Below are 24,930 nucleotides of genomic sequence, written 5' to 3' on the forward strand. Positions count from 1 at the left end.
GGCAGTGTTGTGGATGACCCTCCCTCGCGATGACCGCGAGGGCAGGCGCCAGCCGCCCGCCGACCCTGCGTCTGCAGGCGGGACATGAAACCGTCCATGCGTTCGAGGTGATCGGTCGACATGCCCGGCGAGGGTGGCGTTCAGGGGCGCGCTTGTACATTTCGTCCCTCCACAATAGTCATTCGTTCGGAGGGTCGGCGATGCCGAGAGCAGAACCCATGCGAGGGAGATCCTTCGTGAACGCGCTGGTCAGCGGCCTCTGCCTCCTTGGGGCGGTTTCCGCCGAAGCCCAGGAGCCCGCCCGCACGGATTCGCAGCGCATAGAGGTAGTCGCCAGGAAAGGCGAGGTCTCCAAGTGGATTCGCGGCGAGAGCCAGCACCTTGTCGCGTACTCCGACGCCCGGGAGGAAGACCTCACCAGCCTGCTGGAAAACCTGGAGAAGCTGGACCACCTGCTGCGTGTCTACACCGAGCGCGACGGCGCTGCCGACCGGCCGGAGCCGAAGCTGACGCTGTACTTCCAGTCCCGGCCGTCGGACCTGGGCAGGATCGACGACGGCCTGCCGGCCGACGCTGTCGGCCTCTACAGCAGCTGCGCCGCGGGCGTGCATGGCTTCGGCGTGTACCTGGAACGGATCACCGGCCTGCGTGACGAGCAACTGGAGAAGTCCGCGCTGAACGACACGCTGTCGTATGCCTTCGAGGCGTATGCGCGGCACTTCCTCCATCGCCATACCGACATTCGAACCCCTGCGTGGTTCATCGCCGGCTTCGCGCAGTACTTCTCCAGCGTGCGGTTCTCCGGAGAACAGATGGTGGTGGGCCGGATGCCCGGTCCCATCGCCGAGTACCTGAGGTTCCTCGGCGAGGGAAGAAGGTACAGCCTCGAATACGAAGACGTGCTGGAGAACCGGGTCGCCAATGCCCGCAACTACGCCGGCGACGCCGGCGTGCGCCTGGAGTTCGAGGCGAAGTCCTGGCTGTTGACGCACTACGCGCTGTCGTCCGAGGACAGGCGCAAGCGCCTGAGCCGGTACCTCGCGCTGGTTGGCGGGGACGTCGGCCCGACGGTGGCCTTCGAACGTGCATTCGATCTGAAGGCCTCCGACATCGGCAAGCTGATGTGGCGCTACGGCCGAGGGGTGGAGGTGCTGCGGGTGGCCTACCCGTCTGTTCCTGCTGCGCGGGTGCGGCTGCGCAGCTTGCCGCGAGCGACGGATGAACTCATCGTGACGGATGCCGCCCTGAAGGCGTGTCCGAGCCGGCAGGCCGGAGGGCTGCTGCTGAAGCAGGTCACCGAGCTGGCGGCACGATTCCCGCAGGACGAGCTGGCCCGCCTCGCCTCGAGCCGTGCGCGCATCGCCTGGGGAGATCCCCGAGAGGCCCTGCCCTCGCTGGAGGCCGTGCTGCAGAAGGACGCCGCCAACTTCGAGGCCCGGTATCTGCTCGGCATGGCGCACCTGCGTCTCTCCGAGCGCGAGGAGGACGTGGCAAGGCGCGACCATCTGCGGGCCGCGCAACAACATCTGCAGACTGCGCGGGCCCTGGATCCCCGATCGGTCGAAGCCGCCTTCGCCGCCTTCCAGGCCGAGCTGGCCGGCGGCGGCGAGCCCGGCAGCGCTGCACTGCAGGGCTTCGTTTCGGCCTGGCAGGCCGCGCGCGAAGCTGACACTCTCGCCCCATCCGCGGCGCTGGCGATCGCCTACGGCGGCGACGCCGACGAGGCGGACCGGACGCTCGGCTTGCTGGCGCAGAGCGCCGGCGACGAGCGGATGGCCCTGTGGGCGAGGCGCTGGCAGGGCCGCCTCGAGGCCGGCGTGAGCCGCGAAGACATCCTCGCCGAGATGCGGCTTCATCCTGCGTCCGACACGCCGTCCAAGGAATGGACGATCGACAAGCAGCGCGTGATGCAGAAGGTGGCGTACCACCAGGGCCTGGAGGCGGCGGAGCCCTTCATCAAGGACATGCAGCGCCGCAACCCGGATTCACGGGCGGCTGGCAGCCCGGAAGGCGCGCAGCAGAGATGACGGCCTGAAGGCGCCACCGTCCATGGCCTGGTCAATCTTCGGTCGGCGTCGGCACGTCCTGCTACCGCTGGGCGTGCGGGCTCAGCGAATCGACAGCAAACCGACGCGCGGCGCGGCAACGGTCCCGCGAAGGACCATTTCGGTCGGCGCAACGATGTTGCGCGGCCCCTGGTACAGCGAGCCCTGCCGATGCCCCTCCACGCAGGCGAGCAGGACCTCGACCGCCTGCCGGCCGATTTCCAGCAGCGGCTGGCGCACGGTCGCCAGCTGCGCGCTGCGCGCCAGCGCGGTGTCGTCGAACCCGGCCACCGAGACGTCGTCCGGTACGCGAAGGCCATGCTGGCGCAGCGTCTCGATGCAGCCGAAGGCCATGGCGTCGCTGCCGGCGAACACGGCGGTGGGCAGGGGCTGCGTGCGGTGCCGCTCCAGCCAGGCTTGAAGGGAGCGGCGGCCGCCTTCGAAGATGAACTCGTCGCGGGTGACGCCGTCTTGCAGGGGCTCGATGCCGGCCTCGTGGTGGGCCCTCAGGTAGCCTTCGACGCGCCTCGCGGCGCCAATGGACTGGAGCGGGCCGCCCACGTGAAGAATGTGCCGGTGCCCCAGCGCCAGCAGGTGCCGCACCATGGCGAAGGCGCCCACCTCCTCGTCGGACTCGACGTTGACGACATCCGCGTGCCGGCGATTGGAGTGGATGGTGACGACCGGCGTGTGCTGCGGCAGGAAGTCGTCGGGGGCCTCCTGCAGCATGGGCGCGAGCAGGATGAGACCGTCGATGCGGCCGTCGCAAAGGCGCGCGATGCGCCGTGGCTCGCTCCAGCCCTCGACCGGGAAGACGGTGGTGTTCTGCCCGGCGGCCACCGCTGCCTGCAGGACGCCGTTGAAGACTTCGAGGAAGTACTGGTTCGGCTCCGGACCGAGCAGCGTGGCAGCGATGCCGAGGGTGTTGGTGCGACGGCTCGCCAGGGCCCTGGCGGTCTCGTCCGCGCGATAGCCCAGGCGCTGCGCCGCCTCGACGACCCGTTGCCGGGTCTCTTCCGAGATCCTGGACGTGGTGCGGGAACCGTTCAGCACCGCGGACGCCGCCATCGCGGACACACCCGCCTCCCGGCCGACATCGGCGAGGGTGGCGGCCTTGCGGCGGCGGGAGTCCGGGGTCATCGACGGCCGCCGCCCCTGCGGCCATCCCCCGGCCCCCGGCTCGGCTTCATCCGCGGTAGAGAACCCCACGGCCACCGCCGCTGATGTAGACGCGCCCCTCGACGTCGTGATCGGCCGCCATGGTCCCGATGCCGCCGTACTGGTGCTGGTCGTCGTTGATACGCGTCCAGGTTTCGCCTGCGTCGTCGGAGCGGTAGACCCCCCACACGCCGCTCACCGTGCCGACCATGTACACGGCGGCGGAATAGGACGCACCGGGCGCCGGCTTGCCGAGCGCCACCACGGTGGCACCGAAGAGGACGGGGTATTTCCACGGTTCATTGTCGCCCCACACCGACTGCATCGAGGTCAGCTTCGTCCAGGTGACGCCTGAATCCACCGAGTGGTAGAGGCTGTTGCCGTCGGCGATCCAGACGTCGCCCTCGACGTACGGATTCACCACCAGTCCCGTCGTCTGGTAGTTGTTGCAGCGCAGGCTGTCCAGGGCGGGCGAGGTGCTTTGCGTGAAGCTGTGGCCGCCGTCGGTGGAGTAGTAGAACTTGCCCGTCGTGTTGGTCCACCAGGCACCGCCGGAGTCGTAGGCATAGACCTTCGCCGGATTCTGGCGGTCGGCCGCGAGCCGATAACTGCGGTTGACGCCGACCCAGGAAAGAGACGACAGGTTCGTGGGCGTCCAGGTCTTGCCGTTGTCGGTCGAGTGGTACGGCACCGAGTTGGCGGGCGCCCAGACGGCGTGGTCCGGCTGGGTCACGGCGATGTTCGATTCGCCGCTCTGGTTGGACAGGGCATCGGGATGGTTCGTCTCGAAGGCGGCCCAGGTCACGCCCGAGTCGGTCGAGTAGACGCCGGCGACGGTGCTGCCCCAGGTGGTCGCGCCCACCGCAGCGATGTACGAAGGGGTGGACCACGCCATGTCGGCGCACTGGCCGGATCCGAAGGACAGGTTGCCCCGCGGCCCCAGGGTCGGCGCCTGGTCCAGCGACGTGTGCACCAGCATGCCGACGTCCATGGAGCTGTTGAGCAGCAGGTACGGCGAGCCGGCCGGAGGCGTGATCATGCTGACGTTGGCCGTCTCCTCGATGCCCTCGACGAGGAAGACCCAGCTCGGGTCGGCCGACGAGGCATCGCGCGTCTCCCAGACGCCGCCGCCGCTCACGTGCAGGATGTGGTCCCGGTCGAACGGGTCGATCTCGACGTCGTCCACCCATCCGGAGAAGCCGCCGTCGGGCGCGTGCGGCTTCATGGCCGCGATCTCGCGCCAGGTGGCGCCGGCATCGTCCGACAGCTGGACCACCGGCTGGCCCTGCCAGTTGCCCCAGGTGTTGGTGACGCCCAGGGCGATGCGGGTCGTGGCGCCGCTGCCGTGGACCGACACGCCACCGAAGCCGAAGCTCGTCCACTGGTCCGGGTCGAAGCTCCTGAGTAGCGTCCAGGTGGTGCCGTCGAACCTGTAGAACCGGGCCGGGCCGTTGGCGCCCGGGCCGGGGCCCTGCGTGAACGCGACGTAGAACATGCCGTCGTCGGCGCGCACCATGTGCGGGATGTGGAAGCCGGACACCGGCGTTTGGATCCCGGTCCAGCTCTTGCCGCCGTTGGTGGACTTGTAGAGGTTGAAGGCCAGGCCGGCGGCGCTGGCGTAGTCGGGTGCGACGCCCACGTAGATCGTCTTCGTCGCCTTGCCCGTGGCGCGGGTCGAGGTGTCATACACGACGAACTCGACGCCCTTGGCACTGCCGTTCGAAGCGGCGATCTGCTCCTGGGTCATCCAGGTCGACGAGAAGGAGGTGACCTGGCTCCAGGTCCGGCCGCGATCGCCGCTCCTCCACAGGCCGGCGGTGCGAGAGCCGTAGTACAGGATCTTCGGCTGGTTCGGGTCGACCATCATGCGTTCGCCGATGGCCCGCCCTTCGTTGTTCGAGCCCACCGAGAAGGGCAGCTCGACGTGATCCCAGGTCTTGCCGCGATCGGACGAGATGTACAGCCGGCCCTGGCCATCGGCCGAGTTGTACATGCCGGTGCTCAGGTACAGCAGGCTGTCGTCGTTCGGATCGAGCGCGATGCTCTCGCCGCCGTGATAGAAGCCTTCGTTCGGGCCCATCTGGTCCGTGATCGCCACCCACGAAGACTTCTTCGGGTTCCAGCGGTAGGCGCCGCCGATGTCGGTCCGCGCGTAGAGCAGATCCGGCGTCGTGGGGTGGAAGACCAGGCCCGGCACGTAGCCGCCGCCGCCGATCTTGACGCTCTTCCATGTCGACCGCGCGCCCGCGCCATCCGCTGCGTTCACGCCCATCGCGCCCATGGTGCGCGTGCCGAGTGCACCCGCCTGGCCTGCGGATTCCCCGTTGCTGCCTCCACAACCGGCCAAGGCGCCGACCAGCAGGGCGGGAAGGGAAGAAAACTGTCGCCTGTTCAACATGAGGAAGGTCTCCAACTTGGTTTTGCGGAATCAACGGAAGGCGCTGTGCGGCGTGCGAGGTTCACACGCTCCAGGTGCCGCGCGGCTCACCCGGTCGAAAGTCTCTATTTCGTGGCCGGCTCCAGGGTGACGAGCACGATGTCGTTGCTGCGCATGGGCAGCTTCCACTGCAGCTGGCCGCCCGGGCCGACGCGGACCACGCGGTCGACTTCCGGCTGGTCGGTGGTGAGGTCCTGCAGCTTGCGCAACTGCTCGGCGTTCAGCTCCTGGGGAGAGCCCATCTCGAGATAGGCGGTGTGCGCGTCATTGGCCTGGTAGCCGGTGCGGCGCACCTGCACGCGGTAGCTGCCGGGCGCGAGGTGGCGCAGGTCCAGCTGCACCGGCCTCGAGTCGATGGCGGGCACCGGCTTGCCGAAGAACACGCCGTTGCTGGTGGGCTGTTCGCGGTGCTGCCAGTCCCACGCGAGCACCGCGGTCTTGCGGCCGTCGGCCGCGGCGAGCACGGCCTTGTCGGCACTGGGGATCTCGTTGCCGCTCAAGGCGTTGAGGTACTTGTAGGCGAACCACGCCGGCTTGCGCACGCCGTCGCGGGTCATCAGGCCGAAGCCGCCGTGGAACGGCCGGTCGGGTGGACCCGGCTCCTCGAACAGGTCGCTGTACGTCCAGTAGCTCATCGCCTGCGCCAGGCCGCGCGTGCCGCGCAGCTTGGTCAGCATCCACGAGGCGCTGATGTAGCTGTCATGCACCTTGTCGCGCGGGTTGTAGCTGGTGCTCCATTCGGTGATGTACAGCGGCAGGCCGGGGAAGGCCGAGGCCTCGATCTCCTTGCGCACGCGCTGCACGTCGCCAATGATCGAGTCGGGGTTGGGCGAGAGCTTGCGGTCGGACTGGCCGTACTCGTCGAGGTAGCCTTCCTCCACGCCATAGGTGTGCGTGGTCACGAAATCCACCGGCACTCCGTTGGCCTTGGCATAGGCCAGCAGCTCGGGCACCCAGGCGGCGCCGGCGGTGGAGGGGCCACCCACCCGCAGCGCCGGATCGACGCGCTTGATCGCGCGGGCGGTGGCGGCGTAGAGCTCGAAATAGGCCTTCTGGTCGGCGCGCTCCCAGAAGCCGTCGAGGTTGGGTTCGTTCCACACTTCCAGCGGCCACTGGCGCACCTCCTGCGCGCCGTAGCGCTGGATGAGATGGCGCATGAAGGCCTCGATCAGCTCCGTCCACGGTCCCGGCCTGGGGTGCGAGGTGTTGCCCTTCCAGTAGAAGATCGTCTGCTTGGAGGTGGTCATCGCGCCCGGCGTGAAGCCCAGCTCGACGAAAGGCCTGATGCCGCGTGCGAGCAGCGCGTCGTAGAGCTTGTCTATGCCGCTGAAGTCATAGGTTATGCGTCCATCGACCTCGCGCACCGTGCCGAGCGAGTCATGGAAGATGTCGTGGAAGCGCAGGTACCGGAATCCCAGCTCGTCGACTGCGGTCTTGAGCTGCGCCAGGTTCTCGGCACGGCCGGTGGTGCCGGGGTAGTCTGCGCCGACCGAGAGGTCGAAGGAGCGGTCCACCGGCGTGGTGGCGCGGGACAGGTCCAGCTGCACGTGGCGTTGCGCGGAGCCTCCCGCGTGGGCCGTCACGGCATACATGCCCACGGCCAGTCCCAAGGTCATCGAACGAATGTTTCGCACTTCCTGCTTCCTCTAGAGCGGCATGGGTGTCGCGGCCGGCCATGGCGGCCGGACCAGCCCTCGCATGGCGGGGCGCGAGAAGTTAACGCGATCGCCTCGGCAACACCTAACGATGGCCTAACCCTCGTGCGGATGTGCGGCGTTCCAGGCACGGCGCTGCAGCCGAAAGAACTCCGTTAGCGGGCAGTTATGAGAGGCGGCGCGTATTTCCCTAGGCTGCACGGCAGGTCGTTTTGGAAGGGTCCGTCGTGTCAGTCGAGGTCGCCGGCAGTCAGCTGCTGTTGAGGGGTGTGAACCGCATGGCGGTGGTGCGCCAGCTGTGCGTGAACCCCGGCCTGTCGCGCTCGGACCTGTCGGCCTGCCTCGGCCTGACCCGCTCCACCGTCACGACGCTCGTGCGGGACTTGCTGGCTGACGGCTGGCTCGTCGAGCGCGAGGTGGTGACGACCGGCGATCCTGGCCGTCGGCCGACGCCGTTGTTCATCGATCCGCATCGCCTGCTGCTGCTCGGGGCCGAGGTCAGCGTGAAGACGCTGCGGGTGGTGGCGGTCTCGCTGGCCGGCGAGGTGCTGGGCCGGCTGGAGGTCGGCTTCGACCGGGGTGCCGGCGCCGCCGCTTGCGTGGACGGCCTGTCGCGCGCGCTGCTGGCGTTGTGCGAGGAAATCGACGAGCCGTGGCGACGGCCCATAGGCATAGGCGTGGGCCTGCCGGGCGGCGTGGACGAGGCCCGGGGCATCCTGCACTTCGCCCCCAACCTCGGTTGGCGCGACGTGCCCCTGGGCGCGCTGCTGATGAAGCGCTTGTCGCCCACGCCCTTGGCCGGCATCGCGCTGTTCGTCCAGAACGAGGCCGACGTGGCGGCCGTGGGCGAGATCGAGTTCAACGCGTCCCGGGCCACGAGTCCGCTGCTGTACCTGAGCATCAACCAGGGCCTGGGCGCCGGCATGGTGGTGCGCGACAAGCTGGTCACCGGCCATCGCGGCTTTGCCGGCGAAGTGGGGCACATCGTCCTGCAGGTCGACGGGCCGCGTTGCACCTGCGGGCGCCGCGGTTGTGCCGAAGCGCTGATCAACACGCGGGCGGCCCTGGGCACGGACGAGGCCGTGGCCGAGGCGGGGCGCTATCTGGGCGTGCTGCTGCAGAACCTCGCGACCGCCTACGACCCCGGTTGCATCGTGCTGGGAGGCGAACTTGTCGCCCTCGGCGAGCCCTTTCTCGGCTCCGCGCTGCAGACCCTGCGCGAATACGCCGACGCGGCCCGGCTGTCGGTGCCGGATGTGCGGATCACGCAGCTCGGTGCCGACGCGGTGGCCATAGGGGCGGCGGCACTCGCCCGCTATCGCCTGACGCAGCCCCACACGATCGGCGCCTCGAGGTTGGCGAGCCCCAGCGCGAAGGCACAGGTGCCGCTCCACCGTTTCCAGCGGCTGACGCCGAGGCCCTGATTCGCATCACTGGTCCCCATGAACAGCTGCTTCCACGGCATCGCCGCTATCGCATCCAAGCACCAGTACGAGCTCGGCACCGCCGGGGCGGCTGGAGGTCAACCACACGGAACAGAGATTCCACGCGGCGGCGAAGAGGGCCGTCGAGGGTGCCGCCCCGGGCGGCAGCGAATTCATCAAACACCTGAAGAGGATGGACCCATGAGGAGACAAGTGACAACGACGATCGGGCTTTCGGCCGTGGCGCTGTCCTGCGCAGCCTTCCTGGCTGCCTGCGGCGGCGGTGGAGGCGGGGGGGGCGACGAAGGCGGGGCGGTGCAGGCGGTCGATTTCGCCTTTCCCGGAGGGGAGACGGTGGCCATTCCGCCCGAGATCGCGACCGTCGAGCTGGTGGCGACTTCCAGCTCCGGCGGACCGGTGACCTTCACGTCCAACACGCCCGACACCTGTACCGTCAGCGGCAGCACGCTGTCGCTGCTGAAGGCGGGGGAGTGCTCGGTGACGGCGACGCAGGCCGGTGGCGATGGCTACGCCCCGGCCTCTTCCAGCCAGCTCTTCGTCATCCCCAAGCGTCCGCAACTGATCAGCTTCATCAACCCGGGTTGGCAACCGCTGGATTCGACTCCGGTGCCGCTGACCGCTGCGTCCAACCTGGACCGGCCCATCACCTTCTCGTCCAGCACCCCCGACGTCTGCTCGGTGAGCGGAAGCTCGATGCTCAAGCTGGCCAACGGGATGTGCGTCATCACTGCCACGCAGGACGGCGGTGACATCTACGTGACGCCGTCGGTGGAAAAGAAGATCCCGATCGGCACCGAGATGGCGCCCAAGTTGACCTTCCTGAGCGGCTACAAGGCCGACGGGTCGGCCACCGCGGAAGAGGGCTCCATCGGCACGTTCGCGGGCAGCAACCTGGATGGTTGGTGGTGTGGCGACCCGAACTGGTGTGCGCGCTCGGTGTCGGGCGACGGCAGCAGGTTCACGTTCTCCTACAAGATGCAGCCGAAGGATCCGAACCATCCCAACAACGACGGCTGGATGGGGGGCTACTGGGGCTTCAACATGCTGGCTGGCGGCCTGTCGGAGCTCGCCTCCTCGGGCGACACGAACACCGGTGTGCACATCGATGCCCAGGCGGCGTTGAAGCTCAGGCTCGCGCAGAACGCCGAGTGGTTCAACACCGGCAGCAACGGGGTGAACATCGACCTGATCCTCGGTCACTTCGCCCTGAGGGACGGCAATGCCTGCAATGTGAAGCTGAGGACGACGCTGAAGCCCTCCGCGGCGGCCGCCGCGAACTACAGCGTCAGCCTCAAGAGCTTCGCGTTTGTCAAGGATGACCGGAATCCGGACAAGCCGGACGACCCGGACAAGGTGTGCGGCCTCCTTCTGGCCTCGCTCGACGTCGCGAGCGAGTTGCAGACCTACGCGATCTCGAAGATCGAGTTCTCCGCGGTCAGCGTGAACACCACGGTGTCGAGCACCCCGATGGACTACCCGACCTATCCGACGGAGCTGACGCTCACCGGCGGCATCACCTTCCAGTGACAGCGCAAGGCTGTTCCCTGCCTCCGCCCGGCGCGGTGGCCCACCCAGGCATTCGCCAGAGGACGAGGATCATGAGGAGACATTTCAAGAGGACGGCGCTGTCCGTCGCGGCCGCGCAGTTCGCGCTGCTTTGCGGCGGCGCGCTGGCGCAGTCGGCGGCGCCGGCACCGGCGGGTGCGGCATCCGCACCGGTGACGGCCGACAAGGACGCCGAGCAGCTGCCGCAGACCGTGGTGGTGACCGGCCAGCGCGCGGCGCTGGAGACGGCCCAGAAGATCAAGCAGAACGCCGAGCAGATCGTCGACTCGGTCGTCGCCGACGAGGCCGGCAAGCTGCCGGACAAGTCCATCACCGAGGTGCTGCAACGCGTGGTGGGCGTCACGATGGACCGCAATCGCAACCGCACCGGCGGCGGAGCGCTGGGCTTCGATGTCGAGGGCTCGGGCGTCCAGATCCGCGGCCTGTCGTGGGGCTCTTCCACGCTGAACGGGCGCGAGAGCTTTTCGGCGGGCTGGCCCGGTCGCGAACTGAGCTGGGGCGAGGTGCCGCCCGAGCTGATGGCCGGCGTCGACGTGTACAAGAACCCGTCGGCCGAACTGATCGAAGGCGGCATCAGCGGGCAGATCAACCTGCGCACGCGGCTGCCCTTCGACTCCAAGGGCGAGACGGGCGCGTTCTCCGCGTCGGACAACTACAGCGAGTTCGGCGGCAAGAATTCGCCGGCCATCTCCGGCCTCTACTCCAACCGTGTCTCCACCGACCTCGGCGAGTTCGGCGCGCTGGTGGACGTGTCGTACAACAAGTCCACCTACCGGGCCGACTCGGTCGGGATCTCCGCGTACTACCCGCGCACCGACCTCATCCCGGGCCGCACGGTGTGGGCGCCGGAATCCGTCTCCTGGAACACCAACTCCGGGCAGAGCGAGCGCGCCGGCTTCTACGGCGCCTTGCAGTGGAAGAACAACGGGATGGAGTCGGCGCTGACCTACTTCGACTCGGCCTTCACTTCGGACGATGTCTCCAACGGCATCTTCGCCGACTCGGAGTTCGCCTACGGCACCAAGATCGACAACGCCAAGTACGACGACAACGGCGTCTTCCAGTCGGGCACGCTGTCCTATCCGATCGGCGGGCAGGGCGCCAACCAGTTCGCCGCCGGCGGCCTGAAGATGGGCACCGACCAGGGCTTCAGCCACACCGAGGGGCGCACCCGCGAGCTGGCCTGGAACTTCAAGTGGGCGATCAACGACCGCTGGGCGGTGCAGAACGACCTGCAGTGGGTCCATGCCACCAACAGCATGCGCGGCGGCATGATCGGCCTCGGCACCTTCGTGCCCAGCCTGGGCCTGGACGTGACCACCGAACGGCCCACCCTGACCTTCGACGAGACGGCCCGCAACTTCCTGGCCGATCCCGGCAACTACTACTGGAACTTCGTCCAACCCACGCTCAACAAGGCCGAGGCGGACCTGTATGCGTGGAAGGCCGATGCCCGGTTCAACTTCGACGACCCGGTGCTGCGCGACCTGCGCTTCGGCGTGCGCCTGACGGAGCGCTCGTCGACCCACCAGAACGCCAGCGGGAGCGGCTGGAAGTCCATCGCCGAGCCCTGGGCCGTGCAGCCCACCAAGGTGCCGGGCCAGCTCCCGGATGCCGGCGACCTGGGCTGGCAAAGGGCCAACTTCGGCTACATGAGCGACCCGCGGTACCAGGTGCCCGGCGGCGTCAACACGTTCGCGTTCCCGAACTTCTTCAATGGCCGGTCCGGCCAGCCGCCGACGATCGTGGTGCCCTCGATGGCGATGGTGCGCGACTACCCGGGCTCGTACAAGGGCTTGATGCAGATGATCGTCAAGCAGTGCGAGGACGCCAATGCGTACAAGGGCACCAGCAACGATTGCTCGACCGCGGCCGGCGACTGGACGGTCCAGAGCTTCGACGGTGACCCCAAGAACACCAGCAAGCACAGCGAGGACACGCAGGCCCTCTACGGCACGCTGCGCTTCGGTTTCGACGACTGGGAGTACCCGGTGGAAGGCAATGCGGGCGTGCGGGTGATCCGCTCGCACACGGTGGCCCATGGCTACACGGTGTTCAAGCCGGACTATGGCAACGATCCGATCCCCAGCGTTCCGCATTTCGGGACCATCGACGACCCGCTGGATGTCTCCGACAGCCACATCGACGTGATCCCCAGCCTGAACCTGAAGATGAACATCACGCCGAAGCTGCAGTCGCGGCTGGCGCTGTCCAAGGGCATGTACCGGCCGGGCTTCGAGCAGCTGCAGGAGTACATCACCCTGGAGCAGAAGGTGACGATGGACCCGACGGGCCAGCACGTCCAGCAGATCACCTACACCGGCAACAACAGCGGCAACGCCAAGCTCAAGCCGGTGAAGTCGAACAACTTCGACCTGTCGCTGGAGTGGTACCCGCGCGATGGCCAGTCGCTGACGGCGGTGGTGTTCTACAAGCAGGTCAAGGACATCATCATGTCCAACACCTACACCCGGACCATCAAGGATCTGGCCGGCAACCCGCAGGACTTCCAGATCACCGGGCCGGCCAACGCGGCCAAGCTCTGGGAGGCCGGCATCGAGCTCGCCGGCATGACCTACTTCGACAAGATCCCCGGCCTGGGCGAGATGCTGCCCGACTGGGCGAAGGGCTTCGGCATCTCGGCGAACTACACCTACCTGGACGGCAAGCAGGAGCTGTATCACCCCTTCAAGATGCCGTACTGCCCGGGTGGCAGCACGAACATCCCGGGCAATCTCTACGGTTGCGACACCAACGGCCTGCCCTTCCAGGACCTGCCGGTGCCGTACATGTCGAAGAACGCCTTCAACGTGGGCTTCATGTACGACCAGGGGCCGATCTCGGCGCGACTGGCGTACAGCTGGCGTGACCGCACCCTGCAGGCCACGAACGCCTACGGGGCGAGCGGCTGGGATGCCACGAGTGCCGATCCGGCCCGCGCGGCCGCCAATGGCGGGGTGCCGCCGAAGGACGTCGGTTGGGGTTTGCCGGTCTGGCAGGAAGCCGTGGGCCAGTGGGACGCGGGCCTGAACTACAAGGTCAACGACCACCTGTGGACGAGCTTCAACGTGAGCAACCTGACCAACGTGGTAACGAGGCAGACCCAGCAGCAGGGCATAGGCAACATGGGTCGCGCCTGGTTCGATCCGGGCCGCAGCTATCGCCTGTCCATGGGCTACTGGTTCTGACCGCCGCCGGAGCGGCCTTCCCTTGATGGGCATGCCGGGCGCGGGAAGCGGGTCGAAGCGGTTCGGTGCCGCTTCGACCCTCGCGCCCTCGGCGCCATCGACGCCTGCCGTGCCACCGCACCGGGCGGCCGCGCACATCCCGCTCACGGCGACGACGCGTTCATGTTCGTCGCCCGTTCGGCCCATGCCCCAGGACATCCCATACCCCACGACGTGAAAAACTTCAGATCCTCCCGCCCGTGGCTGCACGGCGCGCGTGCACTGGTCTCGGCCTGCGCACTGGCCTTCGCCTCCTGGACCTTCGCTGCGGCGCCCGAGGCGGTCGAAGCCCGGCTCACGTTGCAGCAGGAGGCCGCCGGCCCGCGCATCGAACCCGAGGTCTACGGCCAGTTCGCCGAGCACCTGGGCAGCGGCATCTATGGTGGCCTGTGGGTGGGCCCCAAGTCCACGATCGCGAACACGCGGGGCTGGCGCAACGACGTCGTGCAGGCCTTGCGCAAGCTCGAGGTGCCGGTCGTGCGCTGGCCCGGCGGCTGTTTCGCCGACGACTACAACTGGCGCGACGGCATAGGCGACCCGGCCAAGCGCCCCGTGCGGTTGAACCGTTGGTGGGGCGGCGTCCCGGAGAGCAACCGCGTCGGCACGCACGAGTTCATGGACCTGGTCGAGCAGCTCGGCACCGAGGCCTATGTCTCCGGGAACATGGGGTCGATGACGCCGCACGACATGAGCCACTGGGTGGAGTACATGACGGCCAGCGGCAAGTCGGCGCTGACCGACGAGCGCCGCCGCAACGGGCGCGACAAGCCGTGGAAGCTGAAGTACTTCGGCATCGGCAACGAGGCCTGGGGCTGCGGAGGCAACATGCGGCCCGAGTACCAGTCCGACCTGCACAACCAGTACGCCACCTTTCTTTCGGCGCCCGGGCTGGTGCGCGTGGCCTCCGGCGACGGCACCTCCAACGACCACTTGATCGACATCCTGATGGAGCGGTCGATCAATCATCTGGATGCGCTGACGCTGCACCACTACACCATCCCCTTCGGCTGGGAGCACAAGGGGCAGGCCACCGGCTTCGACGCCGACCGCTGGGCGAAGACGCTGCATTCGGCGCTGACCATCGAGGCGCGCATCGCCACCATCAGCGGCCTGATGGACAAGCGCGACCCCGGCCGGCGCGTGGCCTTGTTCGTCGACGAGTGGGGCACCTGGCACGACGCCGAGCCCGGCACGAATCCCGGCTTCCTCTACCAGCAGAACACGCTGCGGGACGCGCTGGTGGCCGCGCTGTCGCTCGACGTCTTCCATCGCCACACCGACCGCGTGAAGATGACCAACATCGCGCAGATGGTCAACGTGCTGCAGGCCATGGTGCTGACCGACGGGCCGCGCATGCTGCTCACGCCGACGTACCACGTGTTCGACATGTACAAGCCCTTCAAGGGCGCCACGCCGCTGAAGGCCGCACTGGACTCGCCGCGTTGGCGTCAGGGCGAGACCGAGCTGCCCTCGGTCGACTTCAGCGCCGCACGCGCGGCCGACGGCTCGACCGTTCTCGCACTCGTCAACCTCGATCCGGACCGGCCGGCCCGTGTGCAGACCAACCTGTCGGGCGCCGTCCAGGGGCGCATGCTCACCGCCGCGGCCATGGACGCGCACAACACCTTCGACCGGCCGCAGGCGCTGGTGCCGGTGCCCTATGCCGCGAAGCCCGGCGCGCCGGGCCTGGCGCTGGACCTGCCGCCGAAGTCGATCGTCGTCGTCACGGTGAAGGCGGACCGCTGATGAATCGCCTTCCCACCCTGGGCACGGCGCTGGGCTTCCTGGCCGTCGTCGCCGCGCTGACGGCCTGCGCTGTCGGCGCCGGCACCGCTGCGCTTCGGCCGGCCGGCGACGCCGTCGCCTCGACCGGCGGCATGCGCGAGCTGACCAGCGTGCAGTTGTCGAAGGAGATGGTGCCCGGCATCAACCTCGGCAACACGCTGGAGGCCATCCCGAACGAGACCGCGTGGGGCCAGCCGGTGCCCACCCAGGCGCTGATGGATGCGTACCGCGCGGCCGGATTCAAGTCGGTGCGCCTTCCGATCGCGTGGAGCCAGTACGCCGACGCGCAGCACCGCATCAGCCCGCAGTGGATGGCGCACGTGAAGGAGGTGGTGGGCTACGCGCGCAAGGCCGGCCTGTACGTGGTGATCAACGTCCACTGGGACGGTGGCTGGATGGACCACCCCACCTACGACCAGCAGGCCGCGATCAACGGCCGGCTGGCGACCTTGTGGACGCAGATCGCCACCGCGTTCAAGGACCAGGACGACCACCTGCTGTTCGCCGGCACCAACGAGGTCGGCATGCCCAACACCTCGGGCCTGCCGAAGCCCGAGTGGGCCGCGGTGCAGAACAGCTTCAACCAGACCTTCGTGGACACGGTGCGCGCCACCGGCGGCCACAACGCCAGGCGCCACCTGGTGGTGCAGGGCTACTTCACCAACATCGACAACACGGTCGCGATCAACACCGTGCCGAAGGACAGCGTGCCGAACCGGCTGTTCATGGAAGTGCATTACTACGACCCCTACAACTTCACGCTCAACGGCGACAGCCAGGTCTGGCAGTGGGGCTCGATCGCCACCGACGCCTCGGCCACCGAAACCTGGGCCAACGAGCCTTGGGCCGACTCGCAGTTCCAGAAGATGAAGACGGCCTTCGTGGACCAGGGCGTCGGCGTCATCGTGGGCGAGTACGGCGCCTACGTGAAACGCCAGTTTCCGGGCATGGCCGCGTACCGGCGCCACTGGGCGCAGGTCGTGACCCGCTCCATCGTGCAGCACGGCCTGGTGCCGATGTGGTGGGACGCCGGCGAGCTGATCGACCGCGGCACTGGAATGCAGAAGCTGCCCGACGTGATCGGCGCGATCGTCAACGCCGCGCAGTGACGGCGAGCCCTCTTGAAAGCACCCTGATGAAGCGATTCCCTCACTCGATGGGCCAGGTCCTGACCTGGCTCGCCTTCGCGCTCGTGACCGCCGTGGCGGCCTGCGGCGGCGGATCGGCGGGCGGCGGCACGACCACGCCTCCTCCCGCGCCTCCCTCCAGCGGCATGCGCGACATCACCAGCGTGCAACTTTCGCAGGAGATGTCCCCGGGCATCAACCTCGGCAACACGCTCGAAGCCATAGGCGGCGAGACGGCCTGGGGCAACCCGATGACGTCGCAGGCGACGATGGACGGCTACAAGACCGCCGGCTTCAAGTCGGTGCGCATCCCGGTGGCGTACACCCAGTACTCGGACGCCTTCAACAACATCAGCCCCAGCTGGCTGGCGCGCGTGAAGCAGGTGGTGGACTACGCCCGCAAGGCCGGCCTGTACGTGGTCATCAACATCCACTGGGACGGCGGCTGGATGAACCATCCCAGCTACGACCAGCAGGCGGCCATCAACGCCAAGCTCACGAAGTTCTGGACCCAGATCGCCACCACCTTCAAGGACTACGACGACCACCTGCTGTTCGCCGGCAGCAACGAGGTGGGCATGGACGCGCCCTGGGGCACGCCGGTGTCGGCGGAGTGGGCCAGCGTGCAGAACGGCTTCAACCAGACCTTCGTCAATGCCGTTCGCGCCACCGGGGGCAACAACGCGAAGCGCCACCTCGTCGTGCAGGCGTACTGGACGAGCATCGACTACGCGGTGACGATCAACAAGGTGCCCACCGACACGGTCGCCAACCGGCTGTTCATGGAGGTGCACTACTACGACCCGTTCAACTTCACGATCAACGGCGACAGCAAGATCTGGCAGTGGGGCTCGATCGCCGTCGATCCGCAGGCGACCGAGACCTGGGCCAACGAACCCTGGGTCGACGCGCAGTTCCAGAAGATGAAGACGGGCTATGTCGACAAGGGCGTGGCGGTCATCCTGGGCGAGTTCGGGGCCTACCAGAAGCCCAACTACCCGGGCATGAGCCAGTACGTCAACTACTGGGCCCGGTACGTCTCGCAGTCCAGCCACGCCAGGGGCGTGGTGCCGATGTGGTGGGACACCGGGGCGATCGTCGACCGCAGCACCGGCGCCGTGCGCCAGCCCGAGCTGGTCAAGGCCCTTGTCGACGGCGTGAAATGACGCCGCGCAGAGTCATGCGAACCGTCCGCGGCATCACCGCCCTGGCGGCGGGCGCCCTGGCCCTGGCCTGCGCCTCGAGCCCGGCGGCGGGAGAGGCGGGCCAGGGGGCCTCGCCGAAACGCCAGGCCGCCGACGCCCAGGCCGCGGCCCTGGTCGCGCGGATGACCCGTGACGAGAAGATCGCCCAGCTGTTGAACGTGGCGCCGGCGATCCCGCGGCTGGACATCCCCGGCTACGGCTGGTGGACCGAGTCGCTGCACGGCGCCATCGGCCCGCGGCCCACCACCAACTTCCCCGAGCCGATCGGGCTGGCCGCGACCTTCGACCCCGGCCTCGTCAAGGAGGTGGCCTCGGCGATCAGCCTGGAGGTCCGTGCGTTGCACTCGCTAGGCGCCGTCGGCCTGAACACCTGGGCGCCCAACATCAACATCTTCCGCGACCCGCGCTGGGGCCGCGGCCAGGAGACCTACGGCGAAGACCCGTACCTGACGGCGACGCTGGGCGTGGCCTTCATCACCGGCATGCAGGGCCCCGATCCCGACCTGCCCGACGTCATCGCCACGCCCAAGCACCTGGCCGTGCACAGCGGACCCGAATCGACTCGCCACGTGGCGAATGTCTTCCCGACGCCGCACGACCTGGAGGACACCTACCTGCCGGCCTTCCGCGCCGCCATCGTCGAGGCCCAGGCCGGCTCGGTCATGTGCGCCTACAACCGTGTGGATGGCCTGCCGGCCTGCGCCAGCGCCCCGCTGCTGAAGGACAGGCTGCGCGGCGACTGGGGCTTCCAGGGCTACGTGGTGTCGGACTGCGACGCCGTCACCGACATCGACGAGAACCACAAGTTCTCGCCCGACGGTGCCACCGCGGTGGCCGCGGCGCTGAAGGCCGGCGTGGACAACGAATGCCACACCGGCTACTGGTCCAAGGGGCCGGCGCTGCTCAAGCGCTACCAGGATGCGCTGGCCCGCGGCCTCATCAGCGAGGCCGACATCGACACCGCCCTGGTGCGGCTGTTCTCGGCCCGCCTGCGCACCGGTGCCTTGGGCAACAGTGCCAAGCCCGCGGTGCCGGCGTCGGCCCTCGCCTCGCCGGCCCACCAGGCGCTGGCCTTGAAGACTGCCGTCAAGAGCGTGGTGCTGCTGAAGAACGACGGCGTGTTGCCGCTCCAGGCCGGCACGCGCATCGCCGTCGTCGGTCCGCTCGCCGATTCGACTCGCGTGCTGCGCGGCAACTACTCGTCCGAGCGCACCGTGGCTGCGGTGTCCGTCCTCGATGGCCTGAAGCAGGCGATGCCGAAGGCGAGCATCACCCACGTGCCCTTCACCGCGTCGATCACCGACGGCGACCCCGTCCCGGGCACGGCTTTCGTCACGCCCGACGGCCGGCCGGGCCTGCTCGCGGCCTACCACAACGCCAAGGCCGACGGCAGCTACGAGGTCCGGCCGGTGGCCACGCGCGTCGAGACCCATGTGGTCTCCAACGCCTCGCTGCTGCCCCAGGTCAACGGGCGCCACAAGGTGGTCTGGACGGGCTTCCTGGTACCGCCGGAAAGCGGCACCTACCGCCTCGGCATGAGTGCGCTCAAGGGCGAGGTGTCCACCGATGGCGCGGGAGTGCGTGCCACGGCCTATTCGGGCTGGAACGAGCCGCCGAGGCTGAGCGATGTGGTGCTGGAGAAAGGCCGCCGATACGCGGTGCGCCTGGAGACGGAGCCCGGCGTCGGGCCGTCGCCCGGCTTGCTGTGGAAGCGGGTCACGACCCAGCTCGAGGCGGACCTGAAAGCCGCGGTCGCCCGGGCCGACGTGGTCGTCGCCGCGGTGGGCCTGACCTCCGACATCGAAGGCGAGGAGATGCCCATCGCCATCGAAGGCTTCGCGGGCGGAGACCGCACATCGCTCGAGCTCCCCGCCGACCAGCGCCGCCTGCTCGAAGCCGCCAGGGCACTGGGCAAGCCCGTGGTGGTCGTGCTGATGAACGGCGGCGCGGTCGGCCTCGCCTGGGCCAAGGAACACGCTGCGGCGGTGCTCGAGGCCTGGTACCCCGGCCAGGCGGGCGGCCAGGCGATCGGCCAGGTGCTGGCCGGCCAGGCCGACCCGGGCGGCCGCCTGCCATTGACCTTCTATCGCAGCGTCGCCGACCTGCCGGCGTTCGACGACTACACGATGAAGGGCCGTACCTACCGCTACTTCACCGGCACGCCCGTCTATCCGTTCGGATACGGCCTGAGCTTCACGCGCTTCGCCTACAGCGGCCTGCGCGTCGAGCCGATGGGTGCGGGGCCACAGAACGGACTGCGCATAACGGCCACCGTGCGCAACACCGGCCAGCGCGCGGGCGACGAGGTCGTTCAGCTCTACCTCACGCCGGCGGGCTTCGAGGGCGCGCCGCGCCTGGCGCTGCGCGGCGTGCGCCGCGTGACCCTCGCGCCGGGGCAGTCGCAGGGCGTGAGCTTCGAGCTTTCGCCGCGCGACCTGAGCTTCGTGACCGCCCGGGGCGAGCGCCGTCTGATTCCCGGCCGCTACGGGCTGAGCGTCGGTTCCGGCCAGCCCGGGACCGGCGTTGCCACCTTGTCGGCCGACTACACGATCGACACCGACATCGGGCTGCCGCCATGAGAAGCACCCGCACGGGAGATCGGGACGGATGAGTTTTTCAAGGGCTTCAACGATGGCTGGCCGTTGAAGTCCTGTTCCCCGGCGAACCATTGGGGGTTCGTGAAGCTGTCCAGCCCAAACGGAAGAACAGAGCAACGGAGACAACCGTGGAAATTCGAAAAGGCGTTCTGCTTTCATTGCTGGCATTGGGGGCGCCCACCTGGGCCCAGACCTGCCAGCCCAGTGCCGTCACCCCGTACCTCAACATCAACGGCACCACCTCGTGGGTGGTGAAGTCCTCGGCCTCGTTGAACACGGGGTCCAAGGTCGTGCTCGGGCCGCAGCCGTTCAACGGCACCTGGTCCTGGAGCGGCTGCGGCGCCTCGGGCTCGTCGCGCGAGCAGACCCTCAAGCTCACCGCCACCTGCACGGCCACGGCCACGTTCACCAACTCCTGCGGCGCCAAGACCGTGCAGCCGTACACCTTCACCGTGTGGCCGGCGCCGGAAGCCAATGCCGGGCGCTACATCATGGTCGACCAGTTCGGCTACCTGCCCAACCGGAAGAAGGTGGCCGTGCTGCGCTTCCCGATCGTCGGCTACGACCGCAACGAGTGGTACTGGCCCGGCAACACCATCCAGGTGGTGAATGCGGCCAACGGATCGGTGGTGTTCACCGGCCCGGTCGCGGAATGGCAGGGCGGCAACACCGACAGCTCCTCCGGCGATCGCACCTGGAGCCTCGATTTCAGCTCCGTCACCACGCCGGGCACCTATGAAATCGTGGACGTCGACCGCAACCTGCGTTCGGCGCGCTTCGAGATCGGCGACAACGTCTACCGCAACGTGCTGATCCAGGCGGTGCGGATGTTCTACTACCAGCGCCTCGGCCAGGCGAAGAGCGTGGCCAACGCCGGCGCCAACTGGGCCGACGGCGCCAGCAACCTGGGGGCCGGGCAGGACCCGCAGGCGCGGCGCTTCCTCGACAAGAACAACGCCTCCACCGCACGCGACCTGCGCGGCGGCTGGGCGGACGCCGGTGACTTCAACAAGTACACCAGCTGGGAGGCCGGCTATGCGCAGGAGCTGATGGACGCCTACGTCCAGAACCCCGCGGTCTTCACCGACGACTTCAACATCCCGGAGTCGTACAACGGCATCCCCGACATCCTCGACGAAGCGAAGTGGGGCCTGGACTACCTGAAGCGCCTGCAGAACAGCGACGGCTCGGTGCTGTCCATCGTCGGCGTCGGGGGCGCCAGCCCGCCATCGGCCGACACCGGCCCCAGCTACTACGGCGACGTGAACACCTCGGCCACGCTGGCGGTGGCGGCGGCCTTCGCGGAGGGCGCCAAGGTCCTGGGCAGCCTGAACAACGCGGCGCTGAACACCTATGCGGCGGATCTGCTGCAGCGCGCCAAGAACGCCTACAACTGGGCGGTGGCCAACCCCAACGTCATCTTCAGGAACAACGAGGGCGCGACCGCCGGTCTCGGCGTCGGCCAGCAGGAAACCGACGATGCCGGGCGCCAGTCCCTGCGCCTGGCGGCGGCCATCAAGCTGTTCGCCGCCACGGGTGATGCCACCTACCGCGCCTACGTCGATGCGCACTACATGGAATCGAGGATGTTCACGTACTGGGACGTGTCCGGCTTCAGCGCCGGCGATGCACGCACCATGCTGTACTACGCGGCGCTGCCCGGCGCCACGCAGTCCGTGGCCACGGACATCCGCACGCGCTTCCTCGACCTGATGGGCCGCCCCGACTACGACAACTGGGGTGCCATCGATGCGCAGAGGGATCCGTACAGGGCGCAGATCGGCAGCTACACCTGGTCCAGCAACAGCGTCAAGGCCAACGCCGGGACGCTGTACACGGAGGAGAGCTACTACGGCATCAGCCGCCACACGCCGGACCAGGATGCCAACGCCGCGGCCGACTATCTGCACTACCTGCACGGCGTGAACCCGTTCGGCAAGGTCTACCTGACCAACATGTACAGCTTCGGCGCCGAGAATTCGGTGAACCAGATCTGGCACACCTGGTTCTTCGACGGCACCGCGTGGGACAACGCCAAGACCTCGACCTACGGCCCCGCGCCGGGCTACCTGGTCGGCGGCCCGGCCTACAACGTGTGGGACTGGGACGGCGGCTGCCCCAGCGTCTCGTCGAAATGCGGCTCGACCCGGCCCACTCCGCCGTACGGCCAACCGCCGCAGAAGTCCTACCTCGACTTCAATGACGGCTGGCCGCTGAACTCCTGGTCGATCGCCGAGCCCTCCAACGGTTACCAGGTGGCCTACATCCGCCTGCTCGCCCGCTTCGTGAAGTAAGCGGACGAGGGGCCCTGGGCGCGTCCGGGCGCCCAGGGCTTGCATCACGTCCGCATCCACCGATCCACGCATGAACAGAACTGCACCCATCCTGCTCGCGCTGGGCCTGGCCCTGGCCGCTGCCGCCGGCGCGGCACCCATTCCCTACGCCCACGAACACGTGATCGCCCCAGGCGACTCCGAGGCCGTCATCGTCGAGAAGGCGGCCAAGGTCCTGCCGCGGCCGAACCAGTCGGCCTGGATGCGGCTGGAACGCACCTTCTTCCTGCACTTCGGCGTGAACACCTTCAACGAGGTGGAGTGGGGCAGCGGCCAGGAAGAGCCGGCGATCTTCAACCCGAGCGAGCTCGATGCGAAGCAGTGGCTGCGCGCCGTCAAGCAACTCGACGGCAAGATGATCGTGCTGGTGGCCAAGCACCACGACGGCTTCTCGATGTGGCCCACGCGCTATACCGCGCATTCGTCGGCGGCCAGCCCGTGGCGCGGCGGCAAGGGCGACCTGGTGCGCGAGGTGTCCGATGCGGCGCGCGCGTCCGGTGTGAAGCTGGGCATCTACCTTTCGCCTGCGGACCTCTACCAGCTCCGGACCAACCCGAAGAACCCGGCCGGCTACTACGGCAACGGCAGCCCGAAGCTGAAGTCGACCATCCCTACCGATCCGGCGGCGTTCAAGAGCGAGCCCTCGAAGGGCAGGGCGCCGACGCCGGGCTTCAAGTCCTTCAGCTACGAAGTCGACGACTACAACCGCTACTTCCTCAACCAGCTCTACGAGCTGCTGACCGAGTACGGCCCGGTGCACGAGGTCTGGTTCGACGGCGCGAACCCCGACCCCAGCGTGCAGCAAGGCTACGACTACGCCGCCTGGTACGACCTGATCCGCCGGCTGCAGCCCGACGCCGTGATCATGGGCAAGGGCCCGGACGTGCGCTGGGTCGGCTCGGAAAGCGGCTACGGCCGCACCACCGAGTGGAGCGTGATCCCGCTGCCGACCGCGCCCGAGAAGTTCGACTGGCCCGACTGGCAGGGCGGCGACCTCGGCTCGCGTGCCCAGCTCAAGCCCGGCTCCCACCTGTGGTGGTACCCGGCCGAGACCAATGTCACCATCCTCGGCAACGGCGCGTGGTTCTGGGGCCGCAGCAAGCGGCCGCGTCCGGTGACGCAGCTGGTGGACATCTTCTATGCCAGCACCGGCCGCAATGCCAACCTGATCTTCAACCTGTCGCCCGACAACCGCGGGCTGGTGCCCGACGACCAGATGACGGCGTTGGCGCAGATGTCCGAGATCGTGCACGAGACCTTCAGCCGCAACCTGGCGGCCGGTGCCCAGCTCTCGTCCGACCATGCCGCGCCCCAGCGCACGCCAGCCTCTGCGCTCGACACCAAGCTCGACACCTGGTGGGAAGCGGCCAAGGGGCGAAGCGCCGGCACCCTGACCCTGAAGCTGCCCAAGCCGCAGACCTTCGACGTGGTGTCGCTGCAGGAGGCGGTGGACCATCGTGGGCAGCGCATCGAAGCCTTCGCCATCGAGGCCTGGAAGGGCTCGGGCTGGGTGGCGGTGCAGCCGATCGGCACCGACACGCTCACCACCGTGGGCCACCGCCGGCTCATCCGCCTGGCCGAGCCGGTGACGACCGACCGTGTTCGCGTGCGCATCACGGCCTCGCGCCTGGAGCCCACGCTGGCCGAGGTGGGCCTCTACAAGCAGTCGGTCGACCTGCTGCCGCCGGCCATCGGCGACCGCGGCAGCGACGGCACGGTGAGCATCAGCCATCCGGCCGGCGGCCGCATCGTCTACACGACCGACGGCTCGGCCCCGACGCCAGCCTCCAGCGTCTACGGCGCGCCGCTGGCGCTGCCGATGAGCGGCATCGTGAAGGCCGCCCGGCTGCTGGCCGACGGCCGTCTGGGCGTGATCGGCACGCGCAATTTCGCCGGCCTGTCGCCCAAGGGGTGGAAGGTGGTGGAGGTCGACAGCGAGGAGACGGCGGGTGGCCGCAACGACGCCGCATTCGCCATCGACGGCGACTCCACCACCTACTGGCACAGCCGCTGGTCCGCGGACCTCAAGCTGCCTCACCACATCACCGTCGACATGGGCCAGCTGCACCGCATCGCCGGCTTCGTCTACCTGCCTCGGCAGGACGGGATGCTCAACGGCACGGCCGAGAACTTCCGCTTCGAGACGAGCGAAGACGGCAAGACCTGGACCACCGCCGTCGAGAAGGGCACGTTCTCCAACGTGCGCAACAACCCCGACCTGCAGGAAGTGCGCTTCCCTGCGGTGAAGGCCCGCTACTTCCGCTTCACCGCGCTGGACGAGGTTTGGCGCAACGGCTGGACCAGCGCCGCCGAGCTCTCCGTGATTCCCGCCGACCGCGATTGATACGTT

At 68.4% G+C, this 24,930-nt stretch carries 13 protein-coding genes; 10 read left to right on the top strand and 3 right to left on the bottom strand.

What is annotated here, in order from left to right; genetic code table 11:
* The first annotated feature begins 152 nt into the window (after positions 1 to 152).
* Positions 153 to 2,027 (top strand): tetratricopeptide repeat protein, encoded by a 1,875-nt coding sequence (locus ACS5PM_RS04435; protein ID WP_439385877.1) that lies wholly within the window; start codon positions 153 to 155, stop codon positions 2,025 to 2,027.
* Positions 2,028 to 2,108: 81 nt separating this feature from the next.
* On the opposite strand, the gene ACS5PM_RS04440 is transcribed toward ACS5PM_RS04435, so the two are convergent.
* The 3 genes from ACS5PM_RS04440 to ACS5PM_RS04450 all read right to left on the bottom strand — a co-directional run bounded on the left by ACS5PM_RS04440 (position 2,109) and on the right by ACS5PM_RS04450 (position 7,256).
* Positions 2,109 to 3,185: a LacI family DNA-binding transcriptional regulator gene (locus ACS5PM_RS04440; protein WP_439385880.1), complete on the bottom strand. Its 1,077-nt coding sequence runs from the start codon at positions 3,183 to 3,185 to the stop codon at positions 2,109 to 2,111.
* 46 nt (positions 3,186 to 3,231) lie between these two features.
* Complete coding sequence (locus ACS5PM_RS04445) at positions 3,232 to 5,601, bottom strand: VPS10 domain-containing protein (protein WP_439385882.1); 2,370 nt, start codon at positions 5,599 to 5,601, stop codon at positions 3,232 to 3,234.
* A gap of 104 nt (positions 5,602 to 5,705) precedes the next feature.
* Positions 5,706 to 7,256 carry a GH39 family glycosyl hydrolase gene (locus ACS5PM_RS04450; protein ID WP_439385884.1) on the bottom strand — a complete coding sequence of 517 codons (1,551 nt, stop codon included), beginning with the start codon at positions 7,254 to 7,256 and terminating at the stop codon, positions 5,706 to 5,708.
* A 266-nt stretch (positions 7,257 to 7,522) separates the two neighbouring features.
* Between ACS5PM_RS04450 and ACS5PM_RS04455 the strand changes: the two genes are divergently transcribed.
* The 9 genes from ACS5PM_RS04455 (at position 7,523) to ACS5PM_RS04495 (ending at position 24,924) form a co-directional block, all read left to right on the top strand.
* Positions 7,523 to 8,719 (top strand): ROK family transcriptional regulator, encoded by a 1,197-nt coding sequence (locus ACS5PM_RS04455; RefSeq protein ID WP_439385886.1) that lies wholly within the window; start codon positions 7,523 to 7,525, stop codon positions 8,717 to 8,719.
* Positions 8,720 to 8,932: 213 nt separating this feature from the next.
* A complete protein-coding gene (locus ACS5PM_RS04460; protein ID WP_439385888.1) occupies positions 8,933 to 10,267 on the top strand; it encodes a hypothetical protein in 1,335 nt (444 codons plus the stop codon).
* A gap of 71 nt (positions 10,268 to 10,338) precedes the next feature.
* Complete coding sequence (locus ACS5PM_RS04465) at positions 10,339 to 13,494, top strand: TonB-dependent receptor (protein WP_439385890.1); 3,156 nt, start codon at positions 10,339 to 10,341, stop codon at positions 13,492 to 13,494.
* Between the two features lie 213 nt (positions 13,495 to 13,707).
* Positions 13,708 to 15,279 (top strand): alpha-N-arabinofuranosidase, encoded by a 1,572-nt coding sequence (locus ACS5PM_RS04470; protein WP_439385892.1) that lies wholly within the window; start codon positions 13,708 to 13,710, stop codon positions 15,277 to 15,279.
* Entirely contained in the window at positions 15,279 to 16,427 is a 1,149-nt protein-coding gene (locus ACS5PM_RS04475) for a glycoside hydrolase family 5 protein (protein WP_439385894.1), read from the top strand. Before ACS5PM_RS04470 ends, ACS5PM_RS04475 begins: the two co-directional genes overlap by 1 nt.
* Positions 16,428 to 16,453: 26 nt before the next feature.
* Complete coding sequence (locus ACS5PM_RS04480) at positions 16,454 to 17,611, top strand: glycoside hydrolase family 5 protein (RefSeq protein ID WP_439385897.1); 1,158 nt, start codon at positions 16,454 to 16,456, stop codon at positions 17,609 to 17,611.
* A gap of 14 nt (positions 17,612 to 17,625) precedes the next feature.
* Complete coding sequence (locus tag ACS5PM_RS04485; protein ID WP_439385899.1) at positions 17,626 to 20,229, top strand: glycoside hydrolase family 3 C-terminal domain-containing protein; 2,604 nt, start codon at positions 17,626 to 17,628, stop codon at positions 20,227 to 20,229.
* Positions 20,230 to 20,375: 146 nt separating this feature from the next.
* Positions 20,376 to 22,541: a glycoside hydrolase family 9 protein gene (locus tag ACS5PM_RS04490; RefSeq protein WP_439385902.1), complete on the top strand. Its 2,166-nt coding sequence runs from the start codon at positions 20,376 to 20,378 to the stop codon at positions 22,539 to 22,541.
* Positions 22,542 to 22,611: 70 nt separating this feature from the next.
* Complete coding sequence (locus tag ACS5PM_RS04495; RefSeq protein WP_439385904.1) at positions 22,612 to 24,924, top strand: discoidin domain-containing protein; 2,313 nt, start codon at positions 22,612 to 22,614, stop codon at positions 24,922 to 24,924.
* The last annotated feature ends 6 nt before the right edge of the window (positions 24,925 to 24,930 follow it).

This window comes from Ideonella flava (assembly GCF_051857595.1).
Lineage (GTDB): Bacteria > Pseudomonadota > Gammaproteobacteria > Burkholderiales > Burkholderiaceae_C > Ideonella.

Coding starts and splice junctions, on each gene's coding strand:
- ACS5PM_RS04440 (WP_439385880.1), bottom strand. CDS start 3,185: ATGACCCCGGACTCCCGCCGCCGCAAGGCCGCCACCCTCGCCGATGTC.
- ACS5PM_RS04445 (WP_439385882.1), bottom strand. CDS start 5,601: ATGTTGAACAGGCGACAGTTTTCTTCCCTTCCCGCCCTGCTGGTCGGC.
- ACS5PM_RS04450 (WP_439385884.1), bottom strand. CDS start 7,256: ATGACCTTGGGACTGGCCGTGGGCATGTATGCCGTGACGGCCCACGCG.
- ACS5PM_RS04465 (WP_439385890.1), top strand. CDS start 10,339: ATGAGGAGACATTTCAAGAGGACGGCGCTGTCCGTCGCGGCCGCGCAG.
- ACS5PM_RS04475 (WP_439385894.1), top strand. CDS start 15,279: ATGAATCGCCTTCCCACCCTGGGCACGGCGCTGGGCTTCCTGGCCGTC.
- ACS5PM_RS04480 (WP_439385897.1), top strand. CDS start 16,454: ATGAAGCGATTCCCTCACTCGATGGGCCAGGTCCTGACCTGGCTCGCC.
- ACS5PM_RS04485 (WP_439385899.1), top strand. CDS start 17,626: ATGCGAACCGTCCGCGGCATCACCGCCCTGGCGGCGGGCGCCCTGGCC.
- ACS5PM_RS04495 (WP_439385904.1), top strand. CDS start 22,612: ATGAACAGAACTGCACCCATCCTGCTCGCGCTGGGCCTGGCCCTGGCC.